This window comes from Pedobacter psychroterrae, assembly GCF_004331695.1.
Taxonomy (GTDB): domain Bacteria; phylum Bacteroidota; class Bacteroidia; order Sphingobacteriales; family Sphingobacteriaceae; genus Pedobacter; species Pedobacter psychroterrae.
Genome location: NZ_SJSL01000001.1, coordinates 723,060 through 745,006 on the forward strand (window position 1 = coordinate 723,060; position 21,947 = coordinate 745,006).

The 21,947-nt window shown below is 43.3% G+C and carries 23 protein-coding genes; 9 read left to right on the forward strand and 14 right to left on the reverse strand.

Translation table 11 applies throughout. From position 1 onward, the window contains the following. Positions 1 to 54: 54 nt before the first annotated feature. From argC to EZ437_RS03060, 3 genes are read right to left on the reverse strand one after another with little or no spacing between them, the layout of a single operon-like run. Entirely contained in the window at positions 55 to 1,026 is a 972-nt protein-coding gene (gene argC / locus EZ437_RS03050) for an N-acetyl-gamma-glutamyl-phosphate reductase (protein WP_131593119.1), read from the reverse strand. Next, positions 1,016 to 2,209 carry an argininosuccinate synthase gene (argG, locus tag EZ437_RS03055; protein ID WP_131593121.1) on the reverse strand — a complete coding sequence of 398 codons (1,194 nt, stop codon included), beginning with the start codon at positions 2,207 to 2,209 and terminating at the stop codon, positions 1,016 to 1,018. Before argG ends, argC begins: the two co-directional genes overlap by 11 nt. 12 nt (positions 2,210 to 2,221) lie before the next feature. After that, entirely contained in the window at positions 2,222 to 2,929 is a 708-nt protein-coding gene (locus EZ437_RS03060) for a GNAT family N-acetyltransferase (protein WP_131593123.1), read from the reverse strand. Between the two features lie 401 nt (positions 2,930 to 3,330). Between EZ437_RS03060 and EZ437_RS03065 the strand changes: the two genes are divergently transcribed. The 4 genes from EZ437_RS03065 (at position 3,331) to EZ437_RS03080 (ending at position 6,705) form a co-directional block, all read left to right on the forward strand. Continuing rightward, complete coding sequence (locus tag EZ437_RS03065) at positions 3,331 to 4,476, forward strand: M28 family metallopeptidase (protein WP_131593125.1); 1,146 nt, start codon at positions 3,331 to 3,333, stop codon at positions 4,474 to 4,476. 60 nt (positions 4,477 to 4,536) lie between these two features. Further along, on the forward strand, positions 4,537 to 5,613 hold the full coding sequence (gene namA / locus EZ437_RS03070) for an NADPH dehydrogenase NamA (RefSeq protein ID WP_131593127.1): 1,077 nt from the start codon (positions 4,537 to 4,539) through the stop codon (positions 5,611 to 5,613). 100 nt (positions 5,614 to 5,713) lie between these two features. Then, entirely contained in the window at positions 5,714 to 6,019 is a 306-nt protein-coding gene (locus EZ437_RS03075) for a YbaB/EbfC family nucleoid-associated protein (RefSeq protein ID WP_131593129.1), read from the forward strand. An 8-nt stretch (positions 6,020 to 6,027) separates the two neighbouring features. After that, entirely contained in the window at positions 6,028 to 6,705 is a 678-nt protein-coding gene (locus EZ437_RS03080) for a metal-dependent hydrolase (RefSeq protein WP_131593131.1), read from the forward strand. A 250-nt stretch (positions 6,706 to 6,955) separates the two neighbouring features. Here EZ437_RS03080 and polA read toward each other — a convergent pair whose 3' ends face one another. Further along, positions 6,956 to 9,766, reverse strand: a complete 2,811-nt coding sequence (gene polA, locus EZ437_RS03085) for a DNA polymerase I (protein WP_131593132.1) — start codon at positions 9,764 to 9,766, stop codon at positions 6,956 to 6,958. 77 nt (positions 9,767 to 9,843) lie between these two features. Between polA and EZ437_RS03090 the strand changes: the two genes are divergently transcribed. Beyond that, positions 9,844 to 10,536: a hypothetical protein gene (locus EZ437_RS03090; protein ID WP_131593134.1), complete on the forward strand. Its 693-nt coding sequence runs from the start codon at positions 9,844 to 9,846 to the stop codon at positions 10,534 to 10,536. 12 nt (positions 10,537 to 10,548) lie between these two features. On the opposite strand, the gene EZ437_RS03095 is transcribed toward EZ437_RS03090, so the two are convergent. Further along, on the reverse strand, positions 10,549 to 10,875 hold the full coding sequence (locus tag EZ437_RS03095; RefSeq protein ID WP_131595124.1) for an MGMT family protein: 327 nt from the start codon (positions 10,873 to 10,875) through the stop codon (positions 10,549 to 10,551). Between the two features lie 15 nt (positions 10,876 to 10,890). Further along, positions 10,891 to 11,538: a tRNA (guanosine(46)-N7)-methyltransferase TrmB gene (trmB, locus tag EZ437_RS03100; RefSeq protein WP_131595126.1), complete on the reverse strand. Its 648-nt coding sequence runs from the start codon at positions 11,536 to 11,538 to the stop codon at positions 10,891 to 10,893. Between the two features lie 222 nt (positions 11,539 to 11,760). Here trmB and fcl point away from each other — a divergent pair, with 222 nt between their 5' ends. Further along, positions 11,761 to 12,690 carry a GDP-L-fucose synthase gene (gene fcl / locus EZ437_RS03105; RefSeq protein WP_131593136.1) on the forward strand — a complete coding sequence of 310 codons (930 nt, stop codon included), beginning with the start codon at positions 11,761 to 11,763 and terminating at the stop codon, positions 12,688 to 12,690. 38 nt (positions 12,691 to 12,728) lie between these two features. Next, positions 12,729 to 13,661: a hydrogen peroxide-inducible genes activator gene (locus EZ437_RS03110; RefSeq protein ID WP_131593138.1), complete on the forward strand. Its 933-nt coding sequence runs from the start codon at positions 12,729 to 12,731 to the stop codon at positions 13,659 to 13,661. 27 nt (positions 13,662 to 13,688) lie between these two features. Here EZ437_RS03110 and EZ437_RS03115 read toward each other — a convergent pair whose 3' ends face one another. From EZ437_RS03115 to EZ437_RS21500, 3 genes are all read right to left on the reverse strand, one after another. Then, a complete protein-coding gene (locus EZ437_RS03115; RefSeq protein WP_131593140.1) occupies positions 13,689 to 14,090 on the reverse strand; it encodes a hypothetical protein in 402 nt (133 codons plus the stop codon). Between the two features lie 177 nt (positions 14,091 to 14,267). Then, complete coding sequence (locus tag EZ437_RS03120; protein WP_225869480.1) at positions 14,268 to 15,140, reverse strand: DUF4349 domain-containing protein; 873 nt, start codon at positions 15,138 to 15,140, stop codon at positions 14,268 to 14,270. 246 nt (positions 15,141 to 15,386) lie between these two features. Beyond that, entirely contained in the window at positions 15,387 to 15,545 is a 159-nt protein-coding gene (locus EZ437_RS21500) for a hypothetical protein (RefSeq protein WP_165500329.1), read from the reverse strand. 61 nt (positions 15,546 to 15,606) lie between these two features. On the opposite strand from EZ437_RS21500, the gene EZ437_RS03125 reads away from it, so the two are divergent. Beyond that, on the forward strand, positions 15,607 to 16,389 hold the full coding sequence (locus EZ437_RS03125; RefSeq protein ID WP_131593142.1) for an endonuclease/exonuclease/phosphatase family protein: 783 nt from the start codon (positions 15,607 to 15,609) through the stop codon (positions 16,387 to 16,389). 63 nt (positions 16,390 to 16,452) lie between these two features. Here EZ437_RS03125 and EZ437_RS03130 read toward each other — a convergent pair whose 3' ends face one another. Together EZ437_RS03130 and EZ437_RS03135 are read right to left on the reverse strand one after the other, a co-directional pair. Further along, on the reverse strand, positions 16,453 to 17,058 hold the full coding sequence (locus tag EZ437_RS03130; RefSeq protein WP_131593145.1) for a superoxide dismutase: 606 nt from the start codon (positions 17,056 to 17,058) through the stop codon (positions 16,453 to 16,455). Between the two features lie 88 nt (positions 17,059 to 17,146). Beyond that, positions 17,147 to 17,620 carry a nucleoside deaminase gene (locus EZ437_RS03135; RefSeq protein WP_131593147.1) on the reverse strand — a complete coding sequence of 158 codons (474 nt, stop codon included), beginning with the start codon at positions 17,618 to 17,620 and terminating at the stop codon, positions 17,147 to 17,149. A gap of 170 nt (positions 17,621 to 17,790) precedes the next feature. Between EZ437_RS03135 and EZ437_RS03140 the strand changes: the two genes are divergently transcribed. Continuing rightward, on the forward strand, positions 17,791 to 18,975 hold the full coding sequence (locus EZ437_RS03140; protein ID WP_131593149.1) for a class I SAM-dependent rRNA methyltransferase: 1,185 nt from the start codon (positions 17,791 to 17,793) through the stop codon (positions 18,973 to 18,975). A gap of 1 nt (position 18,976) precedes the next feature. Here EZ437_RS03140 and EZ437_RS03145 read toward each other — a convergent pair whose 3' ends face one another. The 3 genes from EZ437_RS03145 to EZ437_RS03155 all read right to left on the reverse strand — a co-directional run bounded on the left by EZ437_RS03145 (position 18,977) and on the right by EZ437_RS03155 (position 21,947). After that, positions 18,977 to 19,216, reverse strand: a complete 240-nt coding sequence (locus EZ437_RS03145) for a DUF6814 family protein (protein WP_131593150.1) — start codon at positions 19,214 to 19,216, stop codon at positions 18,977 to 18,979. A gap of 18 nt (positions 19,217 to 19,234) precedes the next feature. Beyond that, complete coding sequence (locus EZ437_RS03150; RefSeq protein ID WP_131593153.1) at positions 19,235 to 20,770, reverse strand: MFS transporter; 1,536 nt, start codon at positions 20,768 to 20,770, stop codon at positions 19,235 to 19,237. Between the two features lie 121 nt (positions 20,771 to 20,891). Further along, the gene (locus EZ437_RS03155; protein WP_131593155.1) at positions 20,892 to 21,947 is read right to left on the reverse strand and encodes a nucleoid-associated protein; all 1,056 of its coding nucleotides are present in this window, start codon (positions 21,945 to 21,947) and stop codon (positions 20,892 to 20,894) included.

Below are 21,947 nucleotides of genomic sequence, written 5' to 3' on the forward strand. Positions count from 1 at the left end.
CTTTCTCAGAGCGGGTTAGTACAAAATTGAAATAGCTGGCATATTGGGCCCGGCTTAAAATGCCTGGGCCTTAAGCCGCAGCCCTGCACTTTCTTCCAGTCCAAACATTAAATTCATATTTTGTACCGCGTGTCCGCTGGCACCTTTTAACAAATTATCAATGATACTTACTATAAACAGCTTGCTGCCATGCTTTTCTACATGCACCAGCCCTTTATTCGTATTCACCACTTGTTTGAGATCTATGTTCTTTTTGCTCACATGCGTAAATACATGACCCGCATAATAATTTTCAAATAACTCCTGTGCTTCCGCCTCCGTAAGGTCACTTTCTACATAAACAGCGGTAAGTATCCCCCTGGTAAAATCACCACGCTGCGGAATAAAGTTCATTTGCTGGTCGAATTCCGCATCCAATTGCTGCAGGCTTTCGCCGATCTCACCCAGGTGCTGATGACCAAATGCTTTATAGACAGACAGGTTATTGTTTCTCCAGCTAAAATGAGAAGTAGCAGACAAACTCTGTCCTGCGCCTGTAGATCCGGTAGTAGCGTTGATGTGTACTTCACTTTTCAGCAAACCCTTAGCCGCGAGGGGCAATAGTGCCAACTGAATACAAGTAGCAAAACATCCCGGATTGGCCACAAAATCAGCTGTTTTTATCTTTTCACGGTTCAGTTCGGGAAGGCCGTAAACCCAGTCCGTTCCAGCATTGGCTCTTAATCTGAAGTCCTGGCTCAGGTCTATGATCTTTATGCCTTTGGCAACAGGGTTTGCATCCAGAAATTTCTTTGCATCACCATGTCCTACACACAGAAATAATACGTCTATTTCTGATGATAGTGCCTCTGTAAAACGTAGTTCTGTATCGCCAAAAAGATCTGTATGCACATCAGAGATCAGATTGCCTGCATTGCTGTTGCTATGTACAAATACAACGTCTACCGATGGATGGTTTACCAGCAGCCTAAGCATTTCCCCGCCAGTATAGCCGGCACCGCCTACTATTCCTGCTTTAATCTTCATCGCCGTTCACTTTGTGCCAGATCATTACCTGGTTGCCAAAAATCTTGGAGAAGCCTTTTACATCTTCACCACTCCAGGCATTGTTCATCTCACCGTAACTGCCAAATTTATTGCTCATCAGATCATGCGCTGATTCGATACCAATAATATTGAAACGATAAGGCAACAACTCTACAAATACTTTTCCGCTGACAACCTTCTGGGTATCCGTCAGGAATGCTTCAATGTTGCGCATAATCGGATCGTGAAACTGACCTTCGTGCAGCCAGTTACCATAAAACGACGACAGCTGTTCTTTCCAGCTCAGTTGCCATTTGGTCAGGGTATGTTTTTCCAGTGTATGGTGCGCTTTGATGATCACCATTGGTGCAGCAGCTTCAAAACCCACACGGCCTTTAATTCCGATAATGGTATCGCCCACATGGATGTCCCTTCCTATGCCATAAGGCTGTGCAATGGCCTGAAGCTTTTGAATGGCCCTTACCGGTTCAAAGGTTTCCCCGTCAATGGCTACCAGTTCGCCTTTTTCAAAGCTCAGTTCCAGCTTGCGCGGTTGTGTCTCTGTGATCTGCGTAGGCCAGGCTTCTTCAGGAAGGGTTTCATGAGAAGTAAGGGTTTCCTTACCGCCTACTGATGTTCCCCACAGTCCTTTATTGATCGAGTACCTTGCTTTTTCAGCGCTGTACACTACGCCACGTTCGGCCAAATATTCGATTTCCGCTTCGCGGGATAATTTCAAATCCCTGATCGGTGTAATGATCTCTACTCCTGGAATGATGATGTTAAAGATCATGTCGAAACGTACCTGATCATTGCCTGCCCCTGTACTTCCGTGTGCCACATAATCAGCACCAATCTTTTTAACGTAATTGGCAATTGCCGTAGCCTGGCTTACACGCTCTGCACTTACAGAAAGCGGATAAGTTGAGTTTTTAAGGACATTGCCATATATCAGGTATTTAATACAGCTGTCATAATAATTGGTAGTCTCATCCACTACCGCATGAGAAACAACACCCAGAGAATAAGCACGCTTTTCTATTTCCTGTAGTTCTTCATCAGAAAAACCACCTGTATTTACAATTACAGAATGCACCTCAAGTCCGCGGTCCTGGGCCAGATAAATACAGCAAAATGAGGTATCAAGACCTCCGCTAAACGCTAAAACAACTTTCTTCTTCATCTTATATAACAGCTATTTAAATAAAACAGTAAATAATAATAAAAGCAGGGATTTCAAGCCCTTCTTATTGGGGGTTTTTGACTTAAGCACCAGCTTTTGCTTGATACTCATAAAACGCTCGTACAGCGTCGGGTTTTTGTGCAGCTCTTCAGCAAATTTCTTTGCAGCATCGTGCTTTTGTACTACCGGATCATACAGCATAGCGGTACACATGCAGTTCTTGCGCTCCTTCATCTTCAATATTTCGAAGTTCACGCAACTCTGACAGCCTTTCCAGAATTCCTCGTCCTGAGTCAGTTCAGAATAGGTGACCGGTTCATAGCCCAGGTCAGAATTGATCTTCATAACGGCCAGTCCTGTGGTGAGGCCAAAGATCTTTGCCTTAGGATATTTTTGTCTGGAGAGTTCAAAGATCTTCTCTTTAATGGCATGGGCCAGTCCGGCTTTTCTGTATTTTGGACTCACAATAAGCCCAGAATTGGCCACAAACTGTCCGTGCGACCAGGTTTCTATATAACAAAACCCCGCCCATGAGCCGTCTTTATGAAATGCAATCACCGATTTACCGTCAGCCATTTTACCGGCTACATATTCGGGAGAGCGTTTTGCGATACCCGTACCTCGTGCTTTAGCAGATTCTGCCATTTCATCACAGATCTCTTCTGCAAAGACACGATGTTCAGGAAGTGCAACCTGCACTATAAAATCGTTTATATTCATTAATAGGTTAACGAAAAAAAATAAATGTTCTGATTAATTGTTTTTTGAGAGGCAATCCTCTTCGTAAATGCGCTGAATTAGGGCTTTACTCAGATCCGCGGTGTATAGTTTTGCCGGTTCGTAGTCACAAAAAACACGGGTTGTAAACGTTCAATAAACAGACTCCTGGAAGCAATATTCTTTGCCTCTACAATAGAAAGTTTATGCGTTGCGTGTTTGATCATTTTCTGTATATAATTGTTCTTTAGAATGTGTTGAGGCGCAAAGGTTTAAATAAATATTGAGTTGTGCAATAAGTTGCGCATTTTTTTACAAAAAATTAATATGCGATGACCGTGACTTTACATGCATTGTATTTCAAATTTTCTGTAAGTTTATGACTAAACACACAAAGACAATTAATGAAAATCTATTTTATCCTCTCTTTGATGCTCCTTACCGGGCATTTAGCAGCTCAGGATCTGCCATATGCGAAGAAGGTGGTAGACACCCTTACTTCCAAAACCCTATGGGGACGTGGCTATACCAACAATGGAATGATCAAGGCTGCTGATTTCATTGTTAACGAATTTAAAGCCTATGGTTTGAACCCCATGAATGGGAAGGCTTACAAGCAGCCCTTCTCATTTTCAGTAAATACCTTTCCAGGAAAAATGGAAGTCGCTGTAAACGGAAAATCTCTTATACCGGGAAAAGATTTTATCGTATTGCCTGAAAGCCTGGGACAAAGCAGCACCGGAAAACTGGAGCAAAAAGACAGCATCACCTTTATTGATTCGGCTCAACGTGTAGTTGTAGTGCTCAAAGATAAGCTCACCTGGTCGGTAGCTCAGCTTCAGGAAAACTATACGGGCATCGAATTACTCAAAATGGCCATTTCTGGAAAACCTGAACAAATCAGCATCAACATTCAAAACTCCTTTGTGCAGAATTTTGAAACTGCCAACATTTGTGGAATAGTAAAGGGAACCAGAAATCCGGACTCGGTGATATTGATCACTGCGCATTACGACCACCTGGGAGGTATGGGCAGCGACACTTATTTTCCTGGGGCCAACGACAATGCCAGTGGAATTGCTTTCCTCCTGGGCCTGGCAAAATACTATGCCGCCAACCCGCAGCCCTATAGCATCGCTTTTATCTGTTTCGCGGCAGAAGAAGCCGGCCTTGTAGGTTCTAAGTATTTTACCGAAAACCCACTCCTGCCTTTAAAGGCCATTCGTTTTCTCGTCAATGTAGACATGGTGGGCACTGGTGAAAAAGGCATTACCGTGGTTAATGCTACAGAGCATCCAAAGGAATTTGCCTTGCTTAATAAGGTCAACGACGAAAAAAAATACCTTAGCAAAATAAACTCCAGGGGCAAAGCGGCCAATAGCGATCACTATTTCTTTGCAGAAAAAGGTGTCCCGGCTTTTTTCATTTATACACAAGGCGGTATCGATGCGTACCATGATGTAAATGATATTGCGAAGACGCTGCCACTAACCGAATTTGAGGACCTTTTCAGATTGCTGAGGGACTGGCTTGTCAAAGCTATGTTTTGATTATACTGATATCCGAACAAAGCAAAAGAACTGTTGTTTATTTGCATAAAACATTAAGATATGTCACTATTATTTTCTCCCCTCAGCATAAAGAACGTTACGTTTAGAAACAGGATTGTGGTTTCTCCAATGTGCCAATATTCATCAGAAGAAGGTTTTGCCAGCGACTGGCACCTGGTACACCTGGGTAGCCGGGCAGTAGGTGGTGCCGGACTAATCATCCTGGAGGCAAGCGCTATTTCTCCAGAAGGGAGGATCAGTGCCGACGATCTTGGCATCTGGAGCAACGACCATATTCCCATGCTAAGCAGGATCACCGGCTTCCTACATGAGCATGGTGCCATTGCGGGCATACAGCTGGCGCATGCAGGAAGAAAGGCAAGTACGCTATCTCCCTGGAAAGGCGGCAAGCAGGTTACCGAAGCAAACGGCGGATGGAAAACGCTTGGCCCGAGCGCCATTCCTTTTTATCAGGGGGATGATGCACCTTTTGCGCTGACGGACGATGGCATAGAAAAGGTAAAAGCAGACTTTAAGGCTGCTGCACAAAGAGCATTGGCAGCAGGGTTTAAAGTTATTGAGATCCACGCTGCTCATGGTTACCTGCTGCATCAATTCCTGTCGCCATTGAGCAATAAGCGAACTGACCAATATGGCGGCAGCTTTGAAAACAGGACCAGACTATTACTGGAAGTCATTGCGGAAGTACAAAAGGAATGGCCGGAAGAAAACCCGCTGTTTGTTCGTCTCTCGGCAACGGACTGGGCCGAAGGGGGCTGGACGGCCGAAGAATCCATAATCCTGGCTGGTATCCTGAAGACCCTTGGTGTTGACCTTATAGACTGCTCCAGTGGCGGATTGGCCGCACATCAGCAGATCCCATTATTTCCGGGCTATCAGGTAGAATTTGCTGAGGCAATCAAACAGCAAACGGGTATTCGGACCTCCGCAGTTGGCCTGATCACCGAAGCCGCACAGGCTGAAGAAATCCTTAAGGAACAAAAAGCAGACCTGGTTTTTTTTGCCCGCCAGTCACTAAGAGATCCCTACTTTCCGCTCCATGCCGCAACAGAATTGGGCGAAGATGTAAGATGGCCCGCACAATATGACAGAGCTGCCAAACCAAGGATAAAATAACCACGTAGCGAATGAATATGTTATTGGAATGAATATTCTAAACTAATTTCTGCTAAATTCGTTTAACTAATTAAAGCTTAATTACTAAATACCCTGTATTATGTTAGATAAATTAATGGCCGCACAGCAAAAGGCCGATGAGGTAAAAAAACGTTTGGATGCTATTTCTGTATATGGTGAAGTAGAGGGTGGTAAGATCCGCATTACGGCAACGGCCAACAAAGTAATCACCGCCATTGATATTGATGATGAATTACATCAGAATGCCGAAAAAGAAGAACTGGAAGAGCTGTTGCTCACAGCAATAAATAAAGCCCTTGTACAGGCGGATCAGGTAAATGCGGCTGAAATGCAGTCCATGGCAAAGGATATGTTAGGAGGAATGGGAGGACTGTTCGGAAATTAATCCCTTTTATGAAATATACTTACTATGGCCAATCCTGCTTCCTATTGGAGGCCGATGGCAAAAAATTTTTATTCGATCCTTTCATTACACACAACCCACTGGCAAAGGATATCGACATCAAGACCATCGAAGCCGATTATATCCTGGTAAGTCACGGCCACAGCGATCACGTTGCGGACTTGGTGGCAATTGCCAACACTACCAATGCACAGGTAATTGCCATTGTAGAAGTAGCGGCATGGATTAGCAAACAAGGTGTTAAAAATGTCATTGATATCAACTTCGGGAAGGCCAAACTTGATTTTGGCGTACTCCGCACCGTCTGGGCTGTACACAGCAGTGCAAACCCTGACGAGAGTTATGGAGGAAATCCTGCGGGTTTTGTCCTGGAGCTGGAAGGCAAAACCATTTACTTTGCCGGTGACACCGCACTCACCTTAGAAATGAAGCTTTTGGCTGATCTGCACAAATTGGATTATGCAATCCTTCCTATAGGCGGGCATTACACCATGGATGTAGATGATGCATTGATCGCTACAAAATACCTGGAATGCGACAAAGTGATTGGTGTGCATTACAATACGTTCCCGCCTATTCAGATCGATACCGAGGAAGCTGTTGCCAAATTCAAAAGAGAAAACAAGACCTTATTATTACCCGTCATTGGGGAAACCATTGAGCTTTAAATTGTGAAAGGTGGCACTTTTAACGCATACTAAAGAAAGTAAGCATTACTATTCAAAGGCTCAAAATCTTAGGCACGCTGAAGAAGCGCGCAAAGCTTTTACATGCCTTTCATAGAACGCATACTTCCTTTAGGCGTGTTGCAAAAAAAATGGTTTTACTGTGAGACGACATGTAAAATCTTTGCCCTCCTTCAGGGCTTAAGATTTTGAGTCGGCGAATAGTAAAACCATTTTTTTCTATGCAGTACAATTAATGTGCAGCCAGCCAGTTTTCACCCTCTCCTATTTCTACTTCAATAGGCACAGTAGTCTTAATCGCTGTCTTCATTCGGTGTGAAATAATTGCTTTCATGGCATCGACCTCAGTCTTCAGCACATCAAAGACCAACTCATCATGTACCTGCATGGTCATTTTCGATTGCAGACCCTGCTCCTGGATATCTTTATGAATATTGATCATAGCCACCTTGATCATGTCTGCCGCTGAACCCTGTATCGGTGCATTGATCGCATTTCGCTCTGCAAAACCGCGTACCGTTTGGTTGGCCGAGTTAATGTCGCGCAGATACCTTCTTCTGCCTAATATAGTTTCTACAAAACCATTTTCACGGGCAAAGTTCATCGTATCTGTCATATAACGCTTAATACCGGGATACTGGGCAAAATATTGTTCAATGATATCAGCTGCCTCTTTTCTCGAAATGCCTAGGTTCTGCGCCAGGCCAAAGGCCGACTGCCCGTAGATGATGCCAAAGTTTACGGCCTTGGCATTGCGCCGTTGTGTAGTATCTACCTCTTCGATCGTTATTCCATACACCCTGGCCGCCGTTGCGGTATGAATATCTATGCCCTTATTGAACGCATCCAGCATGTTTTCTTCCTTGCTGATATCCGCAATGATCCGCAGTTCTATCTGTGAATAATCTGCAGATAACAATATGTGGTTTTGATCTCTGGCAATAAAAGCCTTACGCACTTCGCGTCCCCTTTCGGTGCGGATCGGGATGTTCTGCAGGTTTGGATTATTGGAACTCAGTCGGCCTGTAGCGGCAACAGCCTGATTATAGCTGGTATGCACACGGCCTGTTTTAGGATTCACCATCTGAGGAAGCGCGTCAACATAAGTAGACTTTAATTTCTGCAACTGACGGAACTCTAAAATATCCTTTACCACATCACTTTTGTGAGACAGGGCCAGCAATACATCCTCTCCTGTCTGGTACTGTCCGGTCTTGGTTTTCTTTGCTTTAGGATCCAGGCACAACTTATCAAACAGTACCTCTCCAAGCTGCTTTGGTGATGCCAGGTTAAACTTAACCCCGCATTTATCATATACATTCTGTTCAAACTTTCTGATATCCAGCTCCAGTTCTTTAGAGTAATTGATCAGGGTATCCATGTCTATGCGCACCCCTTCCTTCTCAATATCAGCCAGTACATAGATCAATGGGTTTTCAACATCTGTGGCCAGTTGCTCGGCATTTAGCTCCTTCAGCATCGGCGCGAACACATGGGCCAGTTGCAGGGTGATGTCAGCATCCTCGGCCGCATAGTCTACCACTTTATCTACCGGTAAATCACGCATATTGCCCTGGTTTTTCCCTTTTGGCCCGATCAATGAAGTAATCGAAATGGGGGAGTAGTTCAAATAGTTTTCTGAAAGCACGTCCATACCATGACGCGTATCCGGATCAATTAAATAATGCGCCAGCATGGTGTCAAATAGTTTGCCCTTTATGGTCACACCGTACCATTTCAGTATCAGCATATCGTATTTGATGTTCTGACCGATCTTGTTGATCGCTTCGTTCTCCCATACCGGTCTAAACTCATCGATGATGGGCTGCGCCAGTGCAGGATCTGCTGAAAGCGGAATATAATAACCCTCACCAGGCTTTATGCTAAAGGAAAGACCTACCAGTTCCGCCATGTTGGCGTCAGTTCCGGTCGTCTCGGTGTCAAAAGAAATACTGTCCTGTTGCAGCAGCAATGCGATCAGTTCGCGGCGCAATTCAGGTGTATCTATTAATTTATAATTGTGTTCAGTGTTCTCTATCGTTTTGGCCTGCCTTACCTCTTCAATATATTCCTCTGTTACCACAAAAACCTTTGATTTATTCTCCTGTTCAGTAACGTTTCCAAACATATCCATTTGTTGAGATGCAGCAAACTTCCCTTCATTTACACTAAAATCATCACCAAACACACGTTTACCAATGGTCCTGAATTCCAGTTCCGCAAACAAGGGTTCCAGCAGTTCTCTGCTCGGCTCTTCCAGTTCCAGGGCCTTCTCGTCAAACTCTACCGGCACATTCAAAATGATGGTAGCCAGTTTCTTCGAGACCATTCCCTGTTGCGCATACAGCTCTACATTCTCTCGCTGTTTACCTTTCAGCTCATGCGAGTTTGCGATGATATTTTCTACAGAGCCGTATTGTTTGATCAGTGATTTTGCCGTTTTCTCGCCAATACCCGGAATACCAGGGATATTGTCTACTGCATCACCCCATAGTCCCAGGATGTCGATCACCTGCAGTACATTGTCTATCTCCCATTTGGCCAATACTTCAGGGACACCCATGATCTCCATCTCATTACCCATCCGGGCAGGCTTATAGATAAAAATATTATCTGATACCAATTGTGCGAAATCCTTATCCGGCGTCATACAATAGACCGTAAAACCTTGCCTTTCCGCTTCTTTGGCCATCGTCCCGATGATGTCATCCGCTTCAAAGCCATCCTTCGTGATCACTGGGATCTTAAACCCTTCAATCAACTTAAATATGTAGGGTAAAGCAGCCGAAAGGTCTTCTGGCATTGCCTGCCTGTGGGCCTTGTAAGCCTCAAAATCTATATGTCTTTCGGTAGGCGCTTCCGTATCAAATACTACTGCGATATGACTGGGTTTTTCTTTCTTTAGTACTTCCAGGAGGGTATTTGTAAAGCCCATCACTGCTGAAGTATTTACCCCCGTAGAAGTAAACCTTGGGTTTTTGCTCAGCGCAAAATGAGCCCGGTAAATGAGCGCCATGCCGTCTAGAAGGAAGAGTTTTTTCATTGGTATTTATATCAGTCTATAATTTTGTTACTACGATAAAGGTAACAATACTCCGCTGATTTTCGTTACTTAGCTGTATGAAGTTGTTTAAAACCTTTGCCGTCATTGTGACCCTTTCATTAACATTATTTCCGGCCACTGCGCAGGATATCGTGGTCATCAGTGAGGGAAATTTCATTCGCGGAACCATCCGTGGAACTGATTATGCCAGCGTAGCCATCAAGCAGGAAGACGATGTGGTGGCACTCTATAAAGCTAAAGACATTAAAGAGTTTTTATGGAACGGAGAAACCTATGTGAGCAAACCCATTGTGGTAAAAAAGAAAATGGAGCACCGGTTTTTCAAACTCATCGAACATGGAGCTGTAAACCTTTATACGATAGGCGGCAATACTGCCCCGGATCAGCCAAAACCTAAGCGTGCTAAGGTAAGGCCCAGCTTTGGGATCGGCGGTGGTACCGGAGGATTAGGGGGTGTAGGCGGAGGTGTAGGCATCACCATTGGCGGAGGCCGGTCTGACAATGATGAAAATAAATCGGCACAGGTCAGGCCCACGGCTTATTTTATTGAGAAATTTGGTACAGGCCCAATGCTGGAGATCCCTATAGGGGGTGGGAATTCAGACAGTAAAAATCAACATATCAAAAATGTGCTGCTCCAGAAACTGGCCAATGACGAAGACCTGGCAGAGCGCATAAAAGCCACTGAATCTTTTGATGCCAAGCTCATCAGGGCATTTGTCTCGGCTTATAACGATATGAAAAAATAAGGGGCATTAGAGTTATAGCTCATCCATCGGGTCCCAGAAATGCTGTTTGAAATTCTGGACCTTATCATCCTTAACTAAAACCCCTTCCTGCTCCAGTAACTCCTGCATCAGGTCTGGCGTGGCAAAATGAAACTTCCCGGTGAGCAGGCCCGTGCTGTTGACTACCCTGTGAGCAGGTATAGCCGGATGCGCCAGATGTGCATGGTTCATCGCATAGCCCACCATACGGGCCGAGCCACCGGCACCAATACTACGGGCAATGGCGCCATACGAAGTAACCCGTCCTTTTGGAATCAGCCTTACCAGGTCAAATACCATGTCATAAAAAGATTGGTCCAATTTCATAGGCGGTGTTTATAAGGAAAACTGAATATAGTTTATATTTTTATCATGCTTCAGATAAATTCTTTCATAATGCGTCTTGATAGAAAGCACACTATCCGCAAACTCAGATTTATACAACTGCTCTGTTTTTTTATGGCAGGTCAGGCCTAGTTCCTTTACCGTTTCAACTGTGAACGCATATAATCCATCGTTATCTGTTTTCAGGTTTACATAACCACCAGGCTTTAAAAAAGTTTTGTATTTATTCAGGAATCCAGGATAGGTCAGTCTTTTTTTCTCACGGCTTTCCTGGGGCTGGGGATCAGGAAAAGTAATCCATATTTCATCAATCTCATTTTCCCCAAAGTACTCAACAATGTCTTCGATCTGTATCCTTAAAAATGCCAGGTTGGCAATCTTTTCATCCATACCAGTTCGCGCGCCGCGCCAGATCCTGTTGCCCTTTAAGTCCACCCCTACAAAATTCTTTCCAGGGAACAGCTTGGCCAGTCCTACCGAATATTCTCCTTTTCCGCAAGCCAGTTCCAGCACCACCGGATTGTTGTTTTTAAAATGTTCCTCTGCCCACTTTCCTTTCAAGGCTTTGCCTTCATCAAGCTGGTATACATTAGGAAACGTATCTATCTCTGCGAATTTTCTTAACTTATCTTTACCCACCGCTAATTTTAATATAAAATACAAATATATAAAACTTAGTAGATTGTGATTTAGAACACCCCCGTCATCCTGAATTTAATTTGCTTAACAGCTTCTTCGGGTTCAGGATACGGAATTGGAAAGACCATTTAATATGGACGGGATGCCGGATCAAGTCTGGCATGACGGTATAACATCAAATAACGAAAGAGATTTCTTATTTTTGTATTAGATCAATATTCAATGGAAAAAAACGCAAAAATATATGTAGCCGGTCATCGTGGCATGGTCGGTTCGGCCATTTACCGTAAATTGCTTACCGAAGGTTATTCCAATCTCATCACCAGAACTTCTGCCGAACTGGACTTGCGCGATCAACAATCCGTCACTGCTTTTTTTGAAGCAGCGCAACCGGAATACGTTTTCCTTGCAGCAGCCAAGGTAGGGGGCATTGTTGCCAACAATACCTACAGGGCCGATTTCCTGTATGAAAATCTTTGCATCCAAAACAACGTCATCCACGAAGCGTATAAAACGGGTGTTAAAAAGCTGATGTTTCTAGGCTCCAGCTGCATCTATCCAAAGCTTGCTCCGCAACCGTTAAAGGAAGAATACCTGCTTACCGGTTTGTTGGAGGAAACAAACGAACCATATGCCATCGCCAAAATTGCGGGGATTAAAATGGCCGATGCTTACCGCGCGCAGTATGACTGCAATTTTATATCGGTAATGCCCACCAATCTGTATGGTTATAATGACAACTACCATCCGCAAAACTCGCATGTATTACCCGCGCTGATCCGCAAATTTCATGAAGCAAAAGCAAATGGACAGCAGGAAGTAACGATATGGGGATCTGGCAGTCCCATGCGCGAATTTCTTTTTGCAGATGACCTGGCCGACGCCTGCTATTTCCTAATGCAAAATTATGATGAGCCTGGCTTTGTCAACATAGGAACAGGCAAAGACCTGACCATAAAAGAGCTGGCCCTGCTGATCAAAAAAGTAGTTGGATTCGAAGGAACACTTAATTTCGACAGTTCAAAACCGGATGGCACACCAAGAAAATTAATGGATGTGAGCAGGTTGCACAGCCTTGGCTGGAACCATAAAATAGCACTTGAAGAAGGCATAAAATTAGCTTATCAGGACTTTTTATCGAAACATAGTTAAAATTGATATATTTGTTAAAGTAAATCAATTTTAACTATATGACCTTAGTCCAACTTGAATACATAGTAGCAGTAGATACTTACAGAAGTTTTGTAGGGGCAGCAGAAAAATGCTTTGTAACCCAGCCTACGCTAAGCATGCAGGTGCAGAAACTAGAAGAAACGCTGAATGTAAAGCTCTTTGACCGCAGTAAACAGCCAATTATTCCTACAGAGATTGGCTCTCAGATCATCGAACAAGCAAGGCTGGTGCTACAGGAAAGTCAAAAAATCAAAGAGATCATCAGCAGTCAGCAGCAGGATGTGGCAGGAGAAATAAAAGTGGGCATTATCCCTACTATCGCCCCCTACCTTTTGCCAAAAGTAATTGCAGCCATGATGGAAAAATATCCGGGCCTGAAGCTACTCATATGGGAATATACTACAGAAGACATCCTGCACCACTTAAAAACCGGTGTACTGGATTGCGGGATATTGGCCACACCGCTTGGAGACAATGCGATAAATGAAATTCCGCTTTATTATGAGAACTTTGTGACCTATATCAGCAAAAACAGTAAGCTTTATAAAAAGAAAACAATAGATGCAGATGACCTGGAAGACGAAAACATCTGGTTGCTGAATGAGGGTCATTGCATGCGCTCGCAGGTACTGAACATCTGCCGCTCCACCAAACAAAACCGCTTGCAGGGATTGACCTATAACACCGGAAGTGTGGAGACTTTGATCCGTATGGTGGACATGAACAATGGCGCGACTTTATTGCCCGAACTGGCACTGGAAGAATTGAGCAATAAGCAATTGAGCAAAGTGAGGTATTTCAAATCCCCGGAACCTGTGCGGGAGATCAGTCTGATCACCCATAAAAACTTCATCAAAAGACGCATGCTCAATGCACTAAAGGAAGAAATCCTTGCCATCATTCCGAAAAGCATGAAACAGAAGAAAAAGAAAGATATAGTAGGGATTTGACAATCAGTTCATCAATAACCACAGAAATTAAAACTCTTCTGCAGTAGACCTCGTATTTACATCCAGGAAAGTTAGAACAACAGTGTTGGTCATAGTATCTATTGAAAAGTCCACTTTATCATTTTTTTCGTAATCCTTTTCACTGTATGAGCAGGCGTAATGATAAGCCAGATGATACTTAAAAGTAATTTTTCCCGTCTTTTTACTCAAATCGTAAACTACCTGCCCAAGTTCTGCCTTGGTGACAGTAACTGCACCGCCGTCATCTGAATGATAAGACAGCAATAGGTTAATCAAGTCGTTATCAGGATTAAGAATGTCCTCAGGCACAATTGGCAGCACTTTATTTAAAAAATCTGCTATTCCGATCTGCCCATTTTCCAGCAACGTATAATCTTCATTAGAATATTTAATCTTTAACTCAGCCATATCCAAAAATAAGCAAGATAATTGACCGCAAAGAATATGAGGTCGGAATTTCTGGTAAACTCAAGAGATATTAACTCCAGAGCGCCTCCTAAAGATTGTTGAGATGGTATCGCATTTTGCGATGCCATCTCAACAACAGACTCACCTGCATAAAAGTCGTTTTTTTTAAGTTAAACCCTAAACCATCCCTCTTCCGCTCAGCAAGCGTCGATGTTTCCTATAGTATACGATACCGAAATAGATAAGTGCAGCAACCAGAATCAACATCCATAAGTTTACAGCTATCAGGATCATTTCCTGAAAAATCGTCCAACCTGTCACAAAGTTCAATCCCATCCTTTGAAAAAAACCAGGGCGATAATCATATAAATTGTCATTGCCCACAACTAGCCTTGAGATTGTATTATCTTGATAGAAATTCAATGTTATGGTACTAAACTTTACTTGTTCATCAATAAGCAGATTTTTGATTTTCTGATCGACGTAGTCATCTTTGATGTATAGAGAAGTTTCTACATTCCCGCTTTTTTTGTTGGCTTGTTTGTTCAGGCTGTTGATTGCAGCCACCCTGTTATCGGCCTTAATTTTATTTCCTAAATAAGAGACGCTACTGTCATCGAACTTAAGCGATTGGTAGTCTACGAAATATGCTTTCTCCGCAACAAAATCCGTAAACTCATCCAACATCGCTGATGGTACTTTCGCAATAATCTTTCCCTCGGTTTTATAGGCGGTAATCTCTAGCAAGGAATCTGCGCTATACTTTACTTTTTCAGATTTTTGAATATTGCTCTGCATATCAGACTCAACAAGTTTTCCTCCCAACTTCTTTAACTGATCACTAATTTCCTTTTTGGTTTGTCGCGCATTCTTCACCCGAAACCGAATTTCTGCGGTTTTAATTATTTTCTCAGTAACAGTGGTATCACCGGTTTCCAACGAGGCATTGGCTACCTGTTCACTTTCCTGATAATCTGCGGATTTTTCGTTGTTGCAGCCATATAACATTACTGCAACAGCAGCAGCTATAGCTATTATACTTCTCTTCATGATGTAGTGCTTTTAAGTTTTCTATCATTCAATTATATAAAGCTTCTATGGCCAAGAAGTTCCCGTGCCTCATTACTTTGGCGCAGTTGAACTTAATACAAAAATTGGGAATAGGTAACCCTTCGCTCCTTCCCGATACTTCCTTCGCAAATCAAGGTACTTTTTGCGAACAAGCACCGCAGCAGGTATACACCTGACGCGAATCCCCCGAAGTGCATATTAAACCGAAAAAACAGTTTTAAAAGCTCAACGATATAGTAGTAGAAAATGTCCGCCCGTCTGATGGCCCTGCCGGGAAATGCTGTTGATGATGACTTCATTCAACTTCTTAGGTTGATCTGTATTTTGAGCTAGTGCCGGCAAAGTAAGAAAAGTACCTGCTGCCAGGTAAGATAATATTTTCAATGTTGGCAATATTTGGTATTGCCTAATATATAAATTAAAAAGAAGTAGTTTTATTTGCATTATGAAAACATATATCTTATGCATGCTGCTATTGACCCTGTTTATTGAGCACCCTCTACTGGCTCAGAAAATTCAGATCATGAGCTACAACATTCATCATGGTGCAAATAAGCAGGAGGTAAATACTTTAGCTGAAATTGGCCGCTTTATTAAAGAATCAGGTGTAGATTTGGTAGGGCTACAGGAAGTAGACAGCATGTGTAACCGGTCAGGAAAGGTAGACCAGATGAAAAAGCTCGGCGAGATAACCGGTATGCAATATGCCTTTGTCAGGCATTTTGCCTATGAGGGAGGCGCGTATGGCCTGGGAATCCTGTCTAAATATCCCATATCGGAGGTCAGAAATGACCGAATCACCTCCCTGTCTAAGGGGCAAGAGAAGAAATCACTAGCCTTGTTGTCTGCTAAAGTAATCCTGCCAGGTAAGAAAGCAATCGTTTTTTCGACGGTACACTTCGCCTTAGACCAGCCCACCAGGATTACGCAGTCTTTGGAAACCATCGCATATCTGAAAAGAGGGCTCCCGGCTATATTAACGGGCGATCTGAATGTGGAGCCTGGTCAGGAAGAGCTTTTACAGCTGGAAGCGCATTATGCCAATATTGGTCTTGAAGGAACGGATATGTTGACCTTCCCCGATGAAAAAGCCACAAAAAGAATTGATTATATTTTAGTGACTAAAGAAAATGTAAAGAAGGTGATAACGAGTTGGGTAGGAACTGAGGTCCACCATTCAGACCACCTTCCATTAATGACAGAAATCGTGCTTAAAAAGCGGCAGTAAGGCACATAAAAAAAGAGACTTATCATTCTATTGACGCAGCCTCTTTTAAATATTTAAAGCCGATTATCCTTTTTTGAACTTGGCTGCTACAGCGTCCCAATTTACTACATTCCAGAAAGCTGCAATATAATCCGGCCGTCTGTTTTGATATTTCAGGTAGTAAGCGTGCTCCCAAACGTCCATACCAAGGATTGGAGTCCCTTTAACTTCAGCGATATCCATTAAAGGATTGTCCTGATTTGGTGTAGAAGAAACTATCAGTTTTTTATCGGCACTTACGCTCAACCAAGCCCAGCCCGAACCAAAACGTGTAGCGCCTGCTTCTGCAAATTTAGTTTTGAAGTCTGCAAATGAACCAAATGCATCGTTGATAGCTGTGGCCAGTTCGCCGGTAGGCTCACCGCCTTTATTTGGGCCGATAACTTCCCAAAACAAGGAGTGATTGTAGTGACCACCGCCATTGTTTCTTACCGGAGCAGGAAACTTGGATATATTTTTAACGATTTCTTCTATGCTCTGACCAGCTTCTGGTTTGCCTTCTAAAGCTTTATTTAGGTTGGTAACGTAAGCCTGGTGATGTTTACCATGGTGGATTTCCATAGTTTGTTTATCGATATGCGGTTCTAATGCATCTGTTGCGTACGGTAACGCAGGTAATTCAAAAGCCATATTATTAAGGATTTAAGTTTATATATTTTATTAGATAATGACAAATATAACAATCGGGAGTTAACTTTTGTTCAACAGTTTGTAAAGATTACCCTCTTTTGTCAAGGAAAAACCGCTTCATCAGCATGCCACATTCTTCTGCCAATATACCACCCTTTAAAGTGGTCTTCGGGTGCAGCAAGGCTCCGCCCTTTGTGGTAAAACCCCGCTTTGGCTCTGGGGCACCGTATACTATTTTGCTGATCTGCGTCCAGTAGCTGGCCCCGGCACACATGACACAAGGTTCGATGGTTACGTAAAGGGTGCAGTCTGTGAGGTATTTGCCACCCAGGGTCTCTGAGGCCGCTGTAAAAGCCTGCATTTCTGCATGAGCAGTTACATCTTTTAACCGCTCGGTAAGGTTGTAGCCGCGGCCTACGATCCTGCCTTTGCAAACAACTACGGCCCCAATGGGGACTTCCGCTTCTGCATAGGCTTTTTGTGCCTCCTGCAGTGCGATCTTCATAAAATATTCATCTTCTGCCGCCGGGTTGGCTTCTTCTGAAAAATTGTAAAAACTCATGCGCCAAATATAAGGTTATCTGCACTTATAATGACCACTAACCGGTTCCTACTTCCTCTTCCCAAAAAAATTAGTTTCTCAGAACGGGCATTGTCAGGCTGTGCCCCTTCAGGCACTGGCTGGCGCAGCCCGTGAAGAGAATACTAATTTTTTCTCTTACTTTTGCCCTCATGATCGAAGTAATTCTTAAGAAAGGTAAAGAAAAAGCAGCAGTGCTGCATCATCCATGGATCTTTTCAGGCGCGCTGGACAGAATCAAAGGGAAACCGGAAAATGGTGAAGTAGTTTCTGTATGGTCAGCAGATAAAGAATTCCTTGCTTATGCCTATTTTAATGACCAGTCGCGGGTGGCTTTACGCCTGCTGGAATGGAATGAAAATACAACGATTGATAAGGACTGGTATGCAGAGAAATTAAAAAATGCGATAGCTGCGCGCCAGCACGTCCTGAACGAAGAAACAAATACCTGCCGGCTGGTGTTCAGCGAAGCTGATTTTCTTCCTGGTCTGATTGTAGATAAGTATGCTGATTTTCTTTCTTTACAGATCCTGAGTTCGGGAATTGATGCGGTAAAAGAAGAACTGATCGAGATATTGGTAAACCTTCTTCAGCCTAAAGGGATATTTGACAAGAGCGATGCGGGTGCACGCAAACATGAAAACCTGGCCGAGGGGCAGGGACTGCTCTGGGGGGAGCACCCACCAGAATTTATCGAGGTAAAAGAAAGTGGGATCATCTACCACATCAATATTTCTGAGGGCCAGAAATCAGGATTTTATTGTGATCAGCGCGACAACAGGCAAATTCTGGCAGCCTATACTAAAGGAAAAACAGTACTCGATTGCTTTTGCTACAGCGGTGGCTTTTCACTGAATACTTTAAAGGCGGGAGCAGCACAGGTAACAAGCGTGGACAGCTCTGCGCTGGCCATCGAGACACTGCAGCACAATATGGGGTTAAATGGCTTTAAACAAGCAGATCAGTTCAGCATCCAATCGGATGTGAACAAACAGTTGCGCATTTTTAAAGAAGAAGGAAAGAAATTTGATGTAGTGGTATTGGACCCGCCTAAATATGCACCTTCACGCTCCGCCTTGGACAGGGCTGCAAGGGCCTATAAGGACCTAAACCGGCTTGGCATGCTGATACTTGAAAAAGGAGGCATACTGGCTACATTCTCCTGCTCTGGTGCAGTAGACATGGACACTTTTAAACAAATCATTGCCTGGGCCGCACTGGATGCCGGCAGAGAGGTACAGATCATCAAACAATTCAGCCAGCCGGAAGATCATCCGGTAAGGATGTCGTTTTCTGAAGGAGAATATCTGAAAGGCTTGCTGTTACGGGTTTTGTAACCTAATCTTCAGGGAGCTTATCATACTCGCCTTTCATGGCATAATACCCAAAAATGACTAGTCCGGCGCTGATGGGTATGAATATGAAAAGAATAATTCCCCATTGCAATGCAGTATTTGTCTTTGCAACGCCTTCCGCTGCCAGACCAACCTTTTCAATGGCCTGCATAAACATAAATATAATGGACACCGGACCTAGTATGATCCAGAACAATCCTAGTGCTTTCTTTAATGCGTTCATGACGTCTATATCTTTAAATTAATGATCAGCCTCTCCGTGATCAGGTTTTTTATTTGACAAATAGATTGCCCCGATGATAAAGCTCAGCGTGGCAATTCCAATAGGATACCACAAACCCGACAGTGGAGTGGAGCCTGAAAAACTCGCAATCAGGGTAGCGATAAATGGAACCAGACCGCCAAATACGCCATTGCCCACATGGTAGGGCAGCGACATCGAAGTGTACCTGATCTTGGTGGGGAAAAGCTCTACCAGAAAGGCTGCAATGGGCCCGTAAACCATGGTAACCAATAATATCTGGAAAAAGATAAGTGCTACAAACTTCCAGAAAATACCAGTGGAAAGCTTTTTATCGTGATAAGTATCTGGAGATACCACCTCGGCTTTACTTAAATCTGCAAACTTGGTATGCGATTGTATTTTAGTAAAAGATGCGCCATTTAATAAAGATATGGTAGAGGTAGTCGTGATCAAGCTGTCGCCTGTATTTTCTATCGCTGTGCGTTTAACAACAGGGTTAGACACTTCCTTAATGTCCTTTTGTTCAATTTTACTGACATCTGTATCGTCCAGGAAGATCTGGTAGATAGGCCTGTAAAAAATGATGCCCAGGAGCATTCCGGTAAGCATGATCCATTTTCGGCCTACTTTATCGCTCCATGATCCGAAGATCACAAAGAACGGTGTGGCAAAAACAATGCCCCATAAGAGGATATACCTTGAATCATTGAAATCTACTTTACACGTGTTTTCCAGAAAAGACTGGGCATAGAACTGCCCGGTATACCAGATCACACCCTGCCCCATGGTAGCGCCAAACAAAGCCAGCAATACCATTTTAAAGTTTGTCTTGTTGCGGAAACTTTCTTTCAACGGATTTTTAGAAACATTGCCTTCCGACTTAAGCTTGGTAAACATCGGAGATTCGTGCATTTTCATCCTGATATAGATGGATACGCCTACTAAGAGGATGGAAAGTAAAAAAGGAATCCTCCAGCCCCAATCTGCAAAAGCTTCTGCACCCATCATATTCTTTGTGAGTACTATGATGCCCAGCGACAGGAATAGTCCGCCAGTGGCCGTTGTCTGGATCCAACTGGTAAAAAATCCGCGTTTATTAGCCGGTGCATGTTCTGCTACGTAGGTGGCGGCTCCGCCGTATTCACCTCCCAATGCGAGTCCCTGTACCAAGCGAAGGATCAGCACTAAAATTGGTGCTGCATAACCAATACTTGAATAAGAAGGGATTAGTCCGATCAGAAAAGTCGAACCTCCCATGAGTACGAGCGTGAGTAAAAAGGTATGTTTACGACCGATGAGATCTCCCAAACGGCCAAATACCAGTGCGCCAAATGGCCTTACGATAAAGCCTGCGGCAAAGATGGCAAGTGTATTGATCAAAGCAGAAGCCCCGGCATCTGCCGGAAACAGTTGCGTTCCAATGATGCTGGCAAGGCTTCCAAAAATATAAAAGTCATACCATTCGATCAATGTCCCCAGTGAAGAGGCTCCTATTACTTTAAAAATACTGTTCTTTTGTGGTTCGGCGCTCATGTAAGATTAAGAATATTTGGCTTAGGAAATAAAGCTACCATTTATTCTTAATTATCTATGATGTTATTTTTGCAAAAGTTTGCACTATATATACAAGATCTATGCAAATATTGCAATATACCTACTGCTCTTCCCTGAAATAAACTTTATAGTAATTCATAGATTTATCGTCATCAAAACCTTTTTCTATTAACTCTTTATCTCCATGAATGTAGATATGAAAGTTCTTATCGAGCTTTAAGACACTTTTAAAAACCCTTGCCTGTTTTTTTACCGCAGCACCTGAAATATCAAAACTATCTGGAATGGCAGTATCAAATTCCTCTTCATAATTCTTTTTATAGCTTTTGAACGATGCTATACCGGCTTCATTACCTATTACCTCATTTGAAAACTCATCAAGATCAAAGCTTTCTTTTTCCTTGAAGTATTTCATGGATTTATTTAACAGGTCTATTTTATCTGCTTTGGAAATCTCAAAATCCTGATCCAGTTTTTCGGCAACAAAGTTCTTATATACGCCTAATACATTGTTGGTTTGGCTGAAGTTGTCATTTCTAACCTTCAGCTTCAGAAACTCGTCTTTCCAATATACGGCCTCTGTGCTCCTGTTGGTCTGGTCTATCACGGCAACCCGGTAGCCCTCTTCTTTATCAGTGTTAAAGACCAGGCAGCCCTTGTCCAGTTTATGGATATTAATGGCCTCCTGCTCATAACTGATTTCGAACCCGCTGTTTTGCGGATATACTTTTAGATAGGTCTCTTTGGTCTCGGACTTGAAAATACCAATCGCATCGTGCAGTTCACCTTCTATCTGCACATTTTCAAAATAGGCAAGGTATAGCTCCCCTGACTTAATTTTAGGATGGGCGGATACGTCGAACAGGTACTTGGCAAGTTCTTTACTATTTTCATGGAAGGTAGTTCCATCTTTGAATATTTCGGCTGCAAAATGGTAGACCTCGTTTAAATTTAGGTCGCTATTGGGGTGAAAAAAGCGATAGATCTCATTGACCTTTTCAAATGGCCCGAGAAAATACTGCTGTAATAACCCGCTGAGCAGGGTGTCTTTGATGTGTACGGGCTGCTCCGACAAAACATAAAATTCGTCCTGCGATCTATTGCCTACCCTATGGATGGAAAGCTCGGCTAGCGAGGCCTCAAAAAAAGAAATCAT

Excerpts from the sequence above, each read along its gene's own strand:
- argC (WP_131593119.1), bottom strand. The coding sequence starts at position 1,026 with ATGAAGATTAAAGCAGGAATAGTAGGCGGTGCCGGCTATACTGGCGGG.
- argG (WP_131593121.1), bottom strand. The coding sequence starts at position 2,209 with ATGAAGAAGAAAGTTGTTTTAGCGTTTAGCGGAGGTCTTGATACCTCA.
- EZ437_RS03060 (WP_131593123.1), bottom strand. The coding sequence starts at position 2,929 with ATGAATATAAACGATTTTATAGTGCAGGTTGCACTTCCTGAACATCGT.
- EZ437_RS03065 (WP_131593125.1), top strand. The coding sequence starts at position 3,331 with ATGAAAATCTATTTTATCCTCTCTTTGATGCTCCTTACCGGGCATTTA.
- namA (WP_131593127.1), top strand. The coding sequence starts at position 4,537 with ATGTCACTATTATTTTCTCCCCTCAGCATAAAGAACGTTACGTTTAGA.
- EZ437_RS03075 (WP_131593129.1), top strand. The coding sequence starts at position 5,714 with ATGTTAGATAAATTAATGGCCGCACAGCAAAAGGCCGATGAGGTAAAA.
- EZ437_RS03080 (WP_131593131.1), top strand. The coding sequence starts at position 6,028 with ATGAAATATACTTACTATGGCCAATCCTGCTTCCTATTGGAGGCCGAT.
- polA (WP_131593132.1), bottom strand. The coding sequence starts at position 9,766 with ATGAAAAAACTCTTCCTTCTAGACGGCATGGCGCTCATTTACCGGGCT.
- EZ437_RS03090 (WP_131593134.1), top strand. The coding sequence starts at position 9,844 with ATGAAGTTGTTTAAAACCTTTGCCGTCATTGTGACCCTTTCATTAACA.
- fcl (WP_131593136.1), top strand. The coding sequence starts at position 11,761 with ATGGAAAAAAACGCAAAAATATATGTAGCCGGTCATCGTGGCATGGTC.
- EZ437_RS03110 (WP_131593138.1), top strand. The coding sequence starts at position 12,729 with ATGACCTTAGTCCAACTTGAATACATAGTAGCAGTAGATACTTACAGA.
- EZ437_RS03115 (WP_131593140.1), bottom strand. The coding sequence starts at position 14,090 with ATGGCTGAGTTAAAGATTAAATATTCTAATGAAGATTATACGTTGCTG.
- EZ437_RS03120 (WP_225869480.1), bottom strand. The coding sequence starts at position 15,140 with ATGAAGAGAAGTATAATAGCTATAGCTGCTGCTGTTGCAGTAATGTTA.
- EZ437_RS03125 (WP_131593142.1), top strand. The coding sequence starts at position 15,607 with ATGAAAACATATATCTTATGCATGCTGCTATTGACCCTGTTTATTGAG.
- EZ437_RS03130 (WP_131593145.1), bottom strand. The coding sequence starts at position 17,058 with ATGGCTTTTGAATTACCTGCGTTACCGTACGCAACAGATGCATTAGAA.
- EZ437_RS03135 (WP_131593147.1), bottom strand. The coding sequence starts at position 17,620 with ATGAGTTTTTACAATTTTTCAGAAGAAGCCAACCCGGCGGCAGAAGAT.
- EZ437_RS03140 (WP_131593149.1), top strand. The coding sequence starts at position 17,791 with ATGATCGAAGTAATTCTTAAGAAAGGTAAAGAAAAAGCAGCAGTGCTG.
- EZ437_RS03145 (WP_131593150.1), bottom strand. The coding sequence starts at position 19,216 with ATGAACGCATTAAAGAAAGCACTAGGATTGTTCTGGATCATACTAGGT.
- EZ437_RS03150 (WP_131593153.1), bottom strand. The coding sequence starts at position 20,770 with ATGAGCGCCGAACCACAAAAGAACAGTATTTTTAAAGTAATAGGAGCC.
- EZ437_RS03155 (WP_131593155.1), bottom strand. The coding sequence starts at position 21,947 with ATGATTTCTTTTTTTGAGGCCTCGCTAGCCGAGCTTTCCATCCATAGG.